Here is an 11,462-nt window from a genome sequence, read left to right on the forward strand (position 1 = left end):
CGATCGGATCAGGAATTAGAGGCGACCACAGCGGTTGACCCGGTGCACATCGGGCCGAACCGAATGAAGCCCGGGAGGCCAAGCCGGGTACGGCTCACGTAGCACCCAGCACTGTTCGGCTATTGAAGAAGTGAGCAAGATTGTCCTGGAGCGACATTCCGGAGCGCAAGCGTGCTGCCGACGCGCCGCCACGCCGGTGGCCGAGGAGCCTGCGACGAGGTCGCCGTTGCGTTGCGTGGCGCGGCGGCGGCGCGCATGCGCCGCCGCAGGCGCTCTTGATCCTGTATGGCGAAATTCGGCAACCACTCGCATGGTGCAAGGCGCGCACGGACAGACAATCTTGCAGAGTGCCTACGCGTATGCGATTCCGTCTCCAGAGACAGTGGAGTGGTTGAGGACGTTCAGTGCAGGGCGCCTGGTGCTCGAGCTGGGTGCGGGACGTGGCTACTGGGCAAAGCAACTTGCTGATGCCGGCACGGATGTACGGGCGTTCGATTCGGAACCACCGGACACGACGGCGAACCCGTCGTTTCCTGGTGCGGATGGTCAACGCGATGTCTGGTACCCGGTCGGGGGGCTTGATGAGTTCGAGGCCGAGCTGAATGGCGACTCGGCCCTGTTGCTGTGCTGGCCGCCCGGATGGGGTGATCCGATGGCGTCCAAGGCCTTGGAGATGTTCGAGGCGCGGGGTGGCCGGCGATTGATCTATGTGGGTGAGCCGAAGGGCGGCAAGACAGGAGACGATGCGTTCTTCGATGGGCTGAGTGGCCGGTGGTCGCTGGAATCACAAGATGAGCAACATGTCTCATGGTGGAACCTGAACGATGTGGTGCAGGGTTGGGTTCGTCGCGACTGAGTCGAGACATAGCAATGGCCCGGTCGATGGTGCGACCGGGCCATTGCGCTTATTTGGTCAGGCCTGCGGGTCGAGCGTCATCCTGAAGACGAACGATTCGTACCGGTCTCTGGGGTATGACACGTCTGAGACCATCAGGACGCGACCGTCGTTCATGAGAAAGCGCTGATGAACTGTCTTGACCAGTTCGCCGGACGGCACCTCGAGCCATACGGCGTGCGTCGGCACCGGGGGCCGGTCGGCAAGGGTCTCCTCGAGAATTTCGGCAGTGGTGACGTCGGTGCCTGGCAGCTGGTAGCTGTCGGAGATCGAGATCGGCCGTCCTTGCTCGGATGCCAAGGTGGCGATGTGCTCCACTTCGTCCCCAGGGGCGATTCCGAGCAACGCGGCCAGTTCTTCGTCTGCCGGTATTGAAGACGACTCGCGTTCGATTCGTACTTCGTCCTCGGCGCCTGCGGACTCGTTCCCGAAGGTCACTTCCGGGTCCTCCATCTGCCGTTCGGGCGATACGCGGACCAGCGTCGGCCGAGCTGCGACGAACGTACCGCGGCGTTCGATGGTGTACACGAGCCCCTGGCGAAGCAGAAGGTCGATTACTTTCCGGATGACGATCTCGGATATGCCGTGTCGTTTGGCTAGTTCGGAGTAGCTCGGTAGCTGCGTCCGCGCAGGTAGTGCACCGCTGCGGATGTCCCGCGCGATCTCTCCCGCGATGGAAACGTACGCAGGCTCAGTCATAGCTCTACTCCTCTGGGCCGTCGGGTCGTTGCTGGCGTATACACAACTGCGTATACGCAAGACAAGCGTACTCGCCTCTCTAGACCGCTGCGTCAACCCTCCTTGCAACTGCGTATACGCAAACCTCTTGTGCGTATACGCAACTGTGTATACGCTGTTGTGTATGCACACGGAGTGCATCACGGCTGAGAGCCCAGCACGCAAGGAGATTGAGCAATGGCACTGAAAGACATCTGGTTTCAGCCCGCGTTCCACGTCGCGTTCGAGAAGGGGTTGTTCCTGCTCGGCACCGTTCAGCCGGTGACGGAGTTCCAGAAGGACCGCAGCGCGCCGACTCGTCAGAAGGTCGATCTGGACAACGACGGCAACGGCACGGGTAAGCGGCTGTGGAAGGCGACCGTGACCGATCCGACCGCGCCGAACGCGAAGCAGGCGAGTTTCGATGTGATCTTCGTGTCGGATGTGCAGCCGGTTCCGGCCGCGCCGGAGATCGTGCCGGGTATGACTCCGATCGAGTTGGAGGGCTTGCAGATCAAGCCGAAGATCGCTGGGTCGGGGGAGTTCAAGTCGATCGGTTGGTCGATCCGGGCGACGGGGATCAAGGGCGATAACTCGGGTTCGAAGCAGGCGCCGACGGATCCGGGTGCGGCTCGCCCGTCCAGCGCTAAGGCGGCGTGATGAGTGCGGCGGATCAGTCGGCGGGGATGCGTCTTGCGCGTTGGTCCGCCGCTGCCATCATCGTCGGTGTCGGGGCTGCCGCGTTCCGGTTGAGCTACGCCACCTTGCGGGATCTGGCGAAGCTGGCGCATATCCCAGCGGAGGATGCGTGGCTGTTCCCGCTGATCGTGGACGGCACCATCCTGTTGGCGACGTTCGGGGTGCTGGTGTTGGCCGGTGCCCCGGAACGCCGGTTCTTCCTCTCGGTCCTGGTCGTCGGCTCGGTGGTCTCGGTAGCCGGTAATTCGGTGCACGCGGTCGCTGCGGGCAACCCGCTACCGAGTTGGGCTTCGGCGCTGGTGGCGGCCGTCGCCCCGATCTCGCTACTCGCCGATACCCACGCGCTTGCGCTGTTGTTCCGTGCGGCACAACGCAATGCGCATCCGACACCCATCCTGGTCCCGGTCGTCGAGTCGGTGACTGAGGATCACGCAACCGTTGAGCCCGAACCGGATCCTGATCCGGTGCCCGAGCCCGTGCTCAAGCGGGTGTCGGTGGCTGCGACGGAGATTCGTCCGGTGCCTGTGGCGTCGGTGCAACCTATTCGTTCTTCGCGACCGGTGCAGGCCATGTTGCCGATCGCTGTCCCTGTTGGGGGTGTGTGAAATGTCGTTCACAACTTCTGTCCTGGCCGCTGTGGTGGCCATTCCGCTGCTGGTCGCGGTCGCTCCGGTCGCTGCTGCTGTACCGGTCCCGGCCGAGTGCGTCATGTTCTGCAATGAGCAGCAGCATCGCCCGTCAGGTGGCTGCGTGATGTTCTGCGATCAGCCTGTACCGCCGGCGGATGAGAACGGTTGCCGCTGGTTCTGCGAGCTGGGCAAGCGCTCCGATGCGGGGGTGCGGTGATGTCGATCGAAGCGTTTGTCACCGCTGCCGGTGCGGTCGTGTCCGCGGGAATGATGCTGCAATGGCGTCGCCTCGGGACCGGCACCGCCAGCCCGACCCCGGCCGATCACGCCGCGGCTGCCCCTCCCGAGCTTCGAACGGCGGTGCTCATAGTCACCGACCCCGCTCAGTTGGCGTTGATGTGGCCTGCCCTCGGGTTGGGTTCGTGGCAGGTCGGCTACCCGAAAGTCTTTTCCGCGGAGTACACCGCGTCTGGGATGTCGGTCGAGGTGCAGCTGTTGGGTGGCCAGTCGTTGAAGGACTGGAACAACGACACCACCCGCGACGCGCTCGCGCAGTATCTCGCGGTCGAGTCGGTGACGGTGTCGTCGGCCGGTCCGGGTTTCGTCCGCCTGGAGCTGCGGGTGTTCGACACCCTTGCCGACACGGCAGTCCTTTCGGCGCCGGTCTCACCTGAGGTCGATTTGGAAGCGGTCCCGGTCGGTGTGACCGAGGACTTCGACTCCTGGCGGCTGCGGGTGCTGTATGCGCACATCCTGTTGGCTGGTGCGACCGGCTCCGGGAAGGGTTCGGTGTTGTGGTCGCTGGTCGCCGGCCTGGGTCCCGCGATCAAAGCGGGTCTGGTGGATCTGTGGCTGGCGGATCCGAAGGGTGGTGCGGAGTTCGGTCGTGGTGAGGGCCGGTTGTTCGTCGAGTTCGCGACCGACACCGCCACCATCCTGACGATGCTGCGTGCTGCCGAGGAAACCATGCGGGAACGTCTGGCTCGGATGCGCATGGCGGGGGTCCGCAAGCTCGTCCCCACCACCGATGAACCACTGATCTTGATCATCATCGATGAGGCCGCGTCGCTGTCGTCGTACGCCAACCGTGACGAGCAGCAGGAGTTCCGTCGGTTGACCGGCCTGCTGCTGTCACAGGGCCGTGCGGCCGCGGTGTCGGTGGTCGCGGCGTTGCAGGACCCGTCGAAAGAGACGATGCCCAACCGGCAACTGTTCCCCGTCCGCATCGGCCTCCGACTGGATGAACCCACTCAGAACGCGATGGTCCACGGTCAAGGCGCTCGTGATCGTGGTGCGCGCTGCGATGAGATCTCCGCTCACACACCGGGTGTCGGTTATGTCGGTGAGGACGGCACTACGGAGTTCGTGCGGGTGCGGTCGTTCTACGTCTCCGACGACGACATCGACGCCATTGTGGATGCCTACTCGCCGGCGCCTGAGATCACCGGTCCGACCGAGGATTACAGCGGTTTCGACCCTGATGACCTCGGTGAAGAGTCCGGGCCGGTGGCGGCGTGAAGCGCGGGTTCGTCACCGAGACGCACGTGGTCGTGTACTGCGACAGTTGCGGCGACATCTACAGCGAGAACGAGGCCGAGTCGATCTGTTTCGACTCCACCTATCAGGCCGTCTCCTACATCAACACCCGTGGTGCCGGTATCGGCTGGCACTACGACGGCGACCGCGTCCAGTGCGACGGCTGCCTGGCCACCGCCCAGTGTGTCGAGCACGGTCACCGGTTCCCCGAAGTCTGGCAGACCACTTTGTGGCCGCTGGGTTCCTCCACCCGTTCCCGCACCTGCGAGGTGTGCGGCATCCCCGAAATCGAGGCCCTTCCATGAGCATCAAGCGCAACCACCCCACCGCCGATGCGGATGTCGTGATCGACCTGCGGGCCCGTCGCCGCTGCCAGCTCGAGGCCCGTGGCCTGGACCCGATTGCGGTGGCGGTCAACCTGCTGGTGGAGACCGGTTCGGTGCCCGGCTGGGACATCAGCGGCTATGACGGCTACGACGAGTCCGGGTGGGCGGCATGAGCGGCCACGACACAACTCACAACACTCGTCTGGACGTGTTCGACATGCTCGGCCTGGGCGTGCTCAACACCGTGTGGGGGATTGGGATCGGTCTGTGGTGGCTGATCCTGTTCCCGGTCATCTCCATCCCGTTGGCTCTCACGGCTGCCGTGTGGGTGGTGTCGGGTTGGCCTGTCGGTGTCGCGGCTGCCGGGGTGTCGATCGCGGGGATCATGCTGTGGCAACGGATGCGGCCGGAGATGTTCGAGCGTTGGGTTACCCACCGGGCACGCACCCGCTATCTGACCTGGTTCCGGTACCGGCGGCGTTGGGCCAAGCTCATGGGCGCCTGCCACCTGACCATCACCCAGGACGACCGCACGTACATCCCTCGCGTGCTCGATGTCCAGATCGGTACCGCGGTCGACCGGGTACGGGTGCGGATGCTCGACGGGCACTGCCCCGCCGACTTCGAAAACCGGGTCTCGCACCTGGCGCATGCCTTCCGTGCTCTGGAATGCCGGGCCACCATCACCGGGCCGGGCACCGTCGAACTGGTCTTCCGGCACTCCGACGCCCTGGCCGACACCATCACCCTCCCGCGTGTCGATCACTGGACCAAACCGAAGGCGGCCTGATGAAAAACACCACCGCTGGCGTGGTCCCGGTCCGGCAGACAGCGGCCCAGCGTCGCAGCCTGCCGGACTTCCGGGATATCGCCCACGCACTGGCTGATGACCAGCACATCTGCCGTCGCCCGGTGCCGATGCGCGCCGAAGACCCGAAGACCTTGCAAGTCACCTACATCGGGTCACCCTGCAAAGCCACCATCGAATCGGTCTGCCCGGCGTGCGCGGCCAAAGCACGTTACCTGCGGATGACGCAATGCCACGAAGGCTGGCACATGGACAACGAACCCCAGGTGGACAAGCTCACGCCCACCGAGCAGCAGAAGGGTTTGATCGCGGCACGCTCGGACCTGTTCGCCCAATACCAGCAAGCTGCCGACGACGGCGACCGGGAAGCCATGGCCGGTATCCGCGAAGTCGTCGCCTCCCTGGATGTCGAGCTGCGCGAGTCCGGGTTCCGGGGCCGTCTCCCGGACTTCGACGCCAAGTTGACCGATCGGCGTAAGCGTTCGACTTCTCGGCGGCAGGATGTGCCCGACTTGCCGCGGTTGAAGGTCGCCAAAACCACCATCGGGCGCGAATACGCGGGCAAGTATCGCCCGTCGACGTTTGTCACGCTCACCCTGGACTCGTACGGGGCTGTGCACTCCGACGGCGCGATCGGTAGAGACGGCAAGGTGTGTGGTGACGGTTCACCGCGTGACCCGGAAACCTACGACTACACCCGTGCGGCCCGGGACATCGTGCATTTCGCGGCCCTGTTCGACCGGTGGATCCAGAACCTACGCAGGGCGGTCGGCTGGGACGTGCAGTACTTCGCCACCGTAGAACCACAGAAACGCGGTGCCCCGCACCTGCACATCGCCATCCGCGGATCGATCCCACACGCGGTATTCCGCGCCGTCACCGCAGCCACGTATCACCAGGTGTGGTGGCCGCATCACGACCTCGAGGTCTACACCGAGTCCCGGATGCCTGTCTGGGACGAATCCGCCGGCACCTTCACAGACCCCGACACCAGGCAGCCCTTGACCGGATGGGACGAAGCCCTCGACGTGATGGACTTGGTGGACGAGTTGGAGCCTGCGCACGTGGTCCGCTTCGGTGCTCAGGTCAAACCGATCGGCGTGCTGGGCGGTACGGAGGATGCCGACAACAAGGTGCGGTATCTGACCAAGTACCTGACCAAGTCGGTCGCGGAGATCATCGAACCCAAGTCACGGCGCGCCGCCGAGCACTACGACCGCTTGCATGCCGAACTCCAGCACACCCCGTGCTCGCCCCGCTGCGGTGTCTGGCTGCGCTACGGCATCGTCCCCAAGGGCGCCACCGCCAAAACCCAACCGGGCCGTTGCAAGGGCAAAGCGCACCGCCGCGACACGTTGGGGATGCCGGGCCGCCGGGTCCTGACCTCACGGCGTTGGTCGAACAAGACCCTCCCCGATCACAAGCAGGACCGCGCGGATTTCGTTCGGCAAACCCTCGCCGCGGTCGGGATCGTGAAGCCGGATCGCTCGCATCTGATCATCACCCCGGTAGAGCCCGGCGACAAGAACGTGCCACCACGCGACCACATGATCATGGCCTCGGTCTCCCAACGCATCACCTGGCGCGCCGAGTACACCAACGCCCTGCTCGCAGCTAGTCCACCAGGGCCGCACAACGATTCCGCAATCCAGCAAGCCGCCGCATAAGAGGGGGGAACAGATCATGTCGAAACTGCTCACCGAGTCCGAGGTCCGGAAACTGATCCCGATCGGACACAGCAAGTATTACGAGCTGATCGGATCTGGCGAACTGCGGTCGGTCAAGATCGGCCGACGCCGGTTCGTCGCCGAACAGGCCGTTGTTGACTACATCGCTGGGCTCGATCAGGCGGCGTGACCGGTGCCAAGACAGCGTATGGCCCCTGGTGAGTGGGGCAAGATCACAGTCAAGAAGTCGGGACCGGGCCGGTTCACCGCATCGACTTACATCCGGGACGAGGACGGGCGTCGCCGTCAGGTGGAACGGAGCGGTTCAAGCGAAGAGGATGCCCGGCGGGCACTGCTGCGGCACCTGAAGAAGCGAACCACGCCCACCGTCGGTGCGGTGGTTAGTGAACGAACCTCGTTGTCGGAGCTGTTCGAGGTATGGATTTCACTGAAAGACAACCTCAAGGAACAGTCCCGCGACGAGTACCGCCGGGTCTGGGAGAAGCACGGTGCATCCCAGCTCGGAGCGCTGCGGGTGCGGGAACTCTCGACGAGTCGCGCTGAGCGGTACATAGGGACGTTGCCCACCTCGCGTGCCCGGACGCTGCGCGTGGTGCTGATCGGCATGTTCGCAACGGCTGTGCGGTATGACGTGCTCACGGTAAATCCCATTCGGGAGGTAACCCGTAAGTCCAGCAAGGCTGCCCCAGCGCGGGCGTTGACGCCGGAGGAGTTCGCGACGGTTCGTTCCGCAGTGCTGGCGTACCGCGGTCGGCCTGGGGTGAGTGGGCCACGTCCGGGCCGGTTGCTCTTGGAGTTCATCGACGTGATGGCGTCGACAGGATGCCGACCGAATGAGGTGCTCGGGTTGCGCTGGTCGGATGTCGACTTGCTGGCTGATCCACCGACGATGACGAGTACCGGTACGGCGTTGGACCACGGCAAGGTGGCCGGCAAGGGCGTGCACCGTCAGGACGAGCGCAAGGGTGGCGCTCCGGACCACACGGTCGTTCTTCCGAAGTTGGCGGTGGATGCGCTGACCAGATTGTTCGGCAACACCACCGATGCGGACGGCCCAGTGTTCGCCAACCGTGACGGCGGATGGATGAGCCTGGCGAACCTGCGCCGATCGCTGCGGGCTGCTCTGCCTGATGAGCTGCGATGGGTGACGCCGTATAGCTTCCGGCGGACGGTGGCGACGTTGGTCCGCGATGACCTCGGTCCGGCCCAGGCTCAGGCTCAGCTTTCGCACGCGAAGTTGTCGACCACCGAGCAGCACTACCTCCAGCGACAAACCCAGGGCCCGGACGTTCGGAGCACCCTCGACCGATTCGCCGAGGGAAAGTAACGACTCGTTTGTAAGGGCAAAGTACTGGATCTCGTGCAGGTGATCTGAAATGCCAATTGGCCCCCGAACCGCTTACGCAGGTCGGGGGCCAATTTCTGTGCGCCCGAAGGGATTCGAACCCCTAACCTTCTGATTGATCCGGGCGTACGCCTGTGTTTGCGCTCGTTCGCCAGAGACGTTATACCGCAGCAAGTTACACACTTTGCAAAGTCACGATGTCCGCTGCAATCTGCTCCTGTGCGTGGGCGTTTGTATGGTCAAAGTAGGAACTCTTCGAGTCGGAGCGTCTCGGCTGCCCGGACCCTGACCCCACGTTGCACAGCGGTGTCGCACGATGCTCGACCGGTTCATTACGAGTCGAATACGTTGTGTCCGCACTGGTCTCGCCAGTGTCCGTGCTCCTGCGTGAGGTGGTGATACGCCTCCGTGGGCATTTCGTCGTGTCCGAGGTTATCCGGGTGACTTGTGACAACTCGGTGACAACGAGATGGCCCTGCTGGGTGGTGGCGTGCGCATAGGTGGGGCTGGCTACCCGCCTGCCCCAATAGGGCCTGCACTTCTCGCGTAGAGGCTCCGGGGTCAAGGGTGGCGACAGCCATCAGCGGAGCTGACGCCGGAGGCGCCCTTGACGCTGGAGGGGCGCGGGAACACAATGCAGGCCACCAGTCAGCAGGGCCACGCGGCCGAAGGTCGCGAACTAACTCCCAAGACAACCTCGGCGAATCTCGTGGTTGCTTCGCAAGACGGCCGGATGCGAGCCCGCTACTGTGAGATGAGTACGAAATCAAGCACCGGCGGTACTGCTACGGCAGAATCATTTCCGTGGAACTTCTCCAGGTGGTCGGCCCCCTCATCGGCTTGGTTGGCCTTGCGGCCGGCTACTACTACTTCCGCTATGGAAAGGAAAGAAAGCGGCTCGTCGTCAGCGTCCGCGTGTCGAAGCTCATAGCCGATAGAGTTACCGCCATACCGGAAAAGATTTCGGTCGCCTACGATAGCGTTATCGTAGGCGACCCTCGTGTCGTGACAATTGAACTGTCGAACACAGGCAGCAAAGATATTAGCAGTAAAGACTTCGACGGGGAGAAGCCGCTCGCAATTGAAGTGAATTGTGAGGTAATGGCGGTATTGCAGAATGAATCTGGGGGTATCGTCAGCACCAACGAGAATCGCAGAGTGTTGGTACCCCCGACAGTCATGGCCCGAGGCAAGGCTTACACCATACAGGTGCTGGTTGATGGAGAACCTAAGGTCAGCGTTGAACCTGACAGGCTTGTTGACACCGATATCTGGAACATTGAAGAAAGGATAATGGTTGACAAGAAGCGGAAACGGTGGGCGGAATTATCGGTAGTTAGCAGCATTGCCGTCGGCGTGGCCGCCACACTCTTAAATATGGCAGGTTCCTTCGTAAAGGGCGATAGAAAAGCCAATGCCGCGCAAACCGCAGTAAGCGATCTGGAACGAATCTCGAAAAACCTGGAAGGCGCCAGTATTTCAAGCGGTGAACTTCAGGTGGATCTAGGAATAATTGCCTCTAAGATTTCCCGATTCTATTCCGATCAGCTCTTTACGCCGATATGGGCACAAATTGCTAGTTACGTGGCGTTCATTGCCGTTATTATTGCATTTTTCGGAACGTGGTATCTGCAACGATTGAACCAAAGAATTACTGCAGCGAGAAGCGGTTAGTAGGCGCCGTCAAACGCAGCCCAGCGGCGGCACAAGATACGCCAAGCACAGGAAAATCCTGGCCGAGCGATCCATGTCGACCACCACGGTACGGCGGGACCACGCGTCCGGCGGACGCACAGAAGCTACTGATCTGCCTTTTTTATAATGCGCACTTCCATTCTTTGATCTCCGGGATTAGGCCCAATCTGCTTCGCTTTTACGTCGAGGAATCCACTATCACCGCAGACGAAGTGTGGACCGTACCGTTCTGGCAAGAGGCCGCCGTCAGCGACGAAGCTGAACCCGGCCGTCTCCATGGTTAAACCCAAACTTGTCACGTCGGTCAAAATCGTCCCCGGCGAAGTAGAATTCTTTGGAATCGATATCACCATCGAATCCCGCCCGACAGTCACATTCGTCGTACTCACGAATCTTTGCAATATGATCATGCGCCGTGCTACCTCGTCCCAGACGCGACGCTTTGCTTGCGGGAAGATCCTTCGGCGGACGATTCTCTCGTGCTGCAGACTGAGCTTCGCACCAGATCGCAAGAAGTACCGCGTATGCGGTTCGTTCGGGAAGAAATGTATTGTGCGCCGGAATGAGTCCTGATGCGTCGGCCAGATAGTGTCTTCGTACTCAAAATTCGAGACTACGAACGTCACAGGATGACACCCCCACTTGGCATCGTCTACGAATCCGGTAGCGACTATCGTGAGCCGCTTGTCGAGCCACGGCAGTCGCGCTACCACGTCTTGCGCTCTTCTCCTAATGAGTTCTATGCCGCCTTCGACGTCTACGGCACCGAGCAGCGTTTCCGCAATCCATTCCGACACCGATTTTGTTTGGCCACAGTCCACATACGCTATTCCGGTGAATCCAAAGGCTAGCTGTGCACACCAGGAGACGGCCTTGTTGTGCGAATCTTCTGCGATTCTGCCGTCAGGGTAAGTAAGTCGCCTGTCGGATACCTGCAAGATATGACTCGGAGTTACGAGAGTCTGAATCAGCGTCATGCCTTGTCCTACCACAGAGGACACCGATCGGATCAGGAATTAGAGGCGACCACAGCGGTTGACCCGGTGCACATCGGGCCGAACCGAATGAAGCCCGGGAGGCCAAGCCGGGTACGGCTCACGTAGCACCCAGCACTGTTCGGCTAT

The 11,462-nt window shown here is 62.4% G+C and carries 14 protein-coding genes; 12 read left to right on the top strand and 2 right to left on the bottom strand.

The window, feature by feature from the left end; genetic code table 11:
• Positions 1–418 precede the first annotated feature (418 nt).
• Positions 419–856: a hypothetical protein gene (locus tag AB0B25_RS31005; RefSeq protein WP_357187107.1), complete on the top strand. Its 438-nt coding sequence runs from the start codon at positions 419–421 to the stop codon at positions 854–856.
• A gap of 57 nt (positions 857–913) precedes the next feature.
• On the opposite strand, the gene AB0B25_RS31010 is transcribed toward AB0B25_RS31005, so the two are convergent.
• The gene (locus tag AB0B25_RS31010; protein WP_357187110.1) at positions 914–1,594 is read right to left on the bottom strand and encodes a GntR family transcriptional regulator; all 681 of its coding nucleotides are present in this window, start codon (positions 1,592–1,594) and stop codon (positions 914–916) included.
• Between the two features lie 216 nt (positions 1,595–1,810).
• Between AB0B25_RS31010 and AB0B25_RS31015 the strand changes: the two genes are divergently transcribed.
• The 11 genes from AB0B25_RS31015 (at position 1,811) to AB0B25_RS31065 (ending at position 10,317) form a co-directional block, all read left to right on the top strand.
• Positions 1,811–2,272, top strand: a complete 462-nt coding sequence (locus tag AB0B25_RS31015) for a hypothetical protein (RefSeq protein WP_357187113.1) — start codon at positions 1,811–1,813, stop codon at positions 2,270–2,272.
• Positions 2,272–2,916, top strand: coding sequence for a DUF2637 domain-containing protein (locus AB0B25_RS31020; protein ID WP_357187115.1), 645 nt, complete (start codon positions 2,272–2,274; stop codon positions 2,914–2,916). Before AB0B25_RS31015 ends, AB0B25_RS31020 begins: the two co-directional genes overlap by 1 nt.
• Before the next feature lie 31 nt (positions 2,917–2,947).
• The gene (locus AB0B25_RS31025) at positions 2,948–3,157 is read left to right on the top strand and encodes a hypothetical protein (protein ID WP_357187117.1); all 210 of its coding nucleotides are present in this window, start codon (positions 2,948–2,950) and stop codon (positions 3,155–3,157) included.
• On the top strand, positions 3,157–4,458 hold the full coding sequence (locus tag AB0B25_RS31030) for an FtsK/SpoIIIE domain-containing protein (protein ID WP_357187120.1): 1,302 nt from the start codon (positions 3,157–3,159) through the stop codon (positions 4,456–4,458). The genes AB0B25_RS31025 and AB0B25_RS31030 overlap by 1 nt, the downstream gene beginning before the upstream one ends.
• Entirely contained in the window at positions 4,455–4,781 is a 327-nt protein-coding gene (locus tag AB0B25_RS31035) for a hypothetical protein (RefSeq protein WP_357187123.1), read from the top strand. The genes AB0B25_RS31030 and AB0B25_RS31035 overlap by 4 nt, the downstream gene beginning before the upstream one ends.
• Entirely contained in the window at positions 4,778–4,975 is a 198-nt protein-coding gene (locus AB0B25_RS31040) for a hypothetical protein (RefSeq protein WP_357187126.1), read from the top strand. Before AB0B25_RS31035 ends, AB0B25_RS31040 begins: the two co-directional genes overlap by 4 nt.
• On the top strand, positions 4,972–5,592 hold the full coding sequence (locus AB0B25_RS31045) for a hypothetical protein (RefSeq protein WP_357187129.1): 621 nt from the start codon (positions 4,972–4,974) through the stop codon (positions 5,590–5,592). Before AB0B25_RS31040 ends, AB0B25_RS31045 begins: the two co-directional genes overlap by 4 nt.
• Positions 5,592–7,277 (top strand): replication initiator, encoded by a 1,686-nt coding sequence (locus AB0B25_RS31050; protein ID WP_357187131.1) that lies wholly within the window; start codon positions 5,592–5,594, stop codon positions 7,275–7,277. Before AB0B25_RS31045 ends, AB0B25_RS31050 begins: the two co-directional genes overlap by 1 nt.
• Before the next feature lie 16 nt (positions 7,278–7,293).
• Entirely contained in the window at positions 7,294–7,467 is a 174-nt protein-coding gene (locus AB0B25_RS31055) for a helix-turn-helix domain-containing protein (RefSeq protein ID WP_357187133.1), read from the top strand.
• A gap of 3 nt (positions 7,468–7,470) precedes the next feature.
• Positions 7,471–8,625 carry a tyrosine-type recombinase/integrase gene (locus AB0B25_RS31060; protein WP_357187136.1) on the top strand — a complete coding sequence of 385 codons (1,155 nt, stop codon included), beginning with the start codon at positions 7,471–7,473 and terminating at the stop codon, positions 8,623–8,625.
• Between the two features lie 822 nt (positions 8,626–9,447).
• Complete coding sequence (locus tag AB0B25_RS31065) at positions 9,448–10,317, top strand: hypothetical protein (RefSeq protein ID WP_357187139.1); 870 nt, start codon at positions 9,448–9,450, stop codon at positions 10,315–10,317.
• Between the two features lie 125 nt (positions 10,318–10,442).
• On the opposite strand, the gene AB0B25_RS31070 is transcribed toward AB0B25_RS31065, so the two are convergent.
• Positions 10,443–11,315 (bottom strand): hypothetical protein, encoded by an 873-nt coding sequence (locus AB0B25_RS31070; RefSeq protein WP_357187142.1) that lies wholly within the window; start codon positions 11,313–11,315, stop codon positions 10,443–10,445.
• Between the last annotated feature and the right edge of the window lie 147 nt (positions 11,316–11,462).

Origin of the sequence: Nocardia sp. NPDC049190, assembly GCF_040648115.1 — a bacterium.
Classification (GTDB): domain Bacteria; phylum Actinomycetota; class Actinomycetes; order Mycobacteriales; family Mycobacteriaceae; genus Nocardia.

Coding starts and splice junctions, on each gene's coding strand:
- AB0B25_RS31010 (WP_357187110.1), bottom strand. CDS start 1,594: ATGACTGAGCCTGCGTACGTTTCCATCGCGGGAGAGATCGCGCGGGAC.
- AB0B25_RS31015 (WP_357187113.1), top strand. CDS start 1,811: ATGGCACTGAAAGACATCTGGTTTCAGCCCGCGTTCCACGTCGCGTTC.
- AB0B25_RS31020 (WP_357187115.1), top strand. CDS start 2,272: ATGAGTGCGGCGGATCAGTCGGCGGGGATGCGTCTTGCGCGTTGGTCC.
- AB0B25_RS31030 (WP_357187120.1), top strand. CDS start 3,157: ATGTCGATCGAAGCGTTTGTCACCGCTGCCGGTGCGGTCGTGTCCGCG.
- AB0B25_RS31040 (WP_357187126.1), top strand. CDS start 4,778: ATGAGCATCAAGCGCAACCACCCCACCGCCGATGCGGATGTCGTGATC.
- AB0B25_RS31045 (WP_357187129.1), top strand. CDS start 4,972: ATGAGCGGCCACGACACAACTCACAACACTCGTCTGGACGTGTTCGAC.
- AB0B25_RS31050 (WP_357187131.1), top strand. CDS start 5,592: ATGAAAAACACCACCGCTGGCGTGGTCCCGGTCCGGCAGACAGCGGCC.
- AB0B25_RS31055 (WP_357187133.1), top strand. CDS start 7,294: ATGTCGAAACTGCTCACCGAGTCCGAGGTCCGGAAACTGATCCCGATC.
- AB0B25_RS31070 (WP_357187142.1), bottom strand. CDS start 11,315: ATGACGCTGATTCAGACTCTCGTAACTCCGAGTCATATCTTGCAGGTA.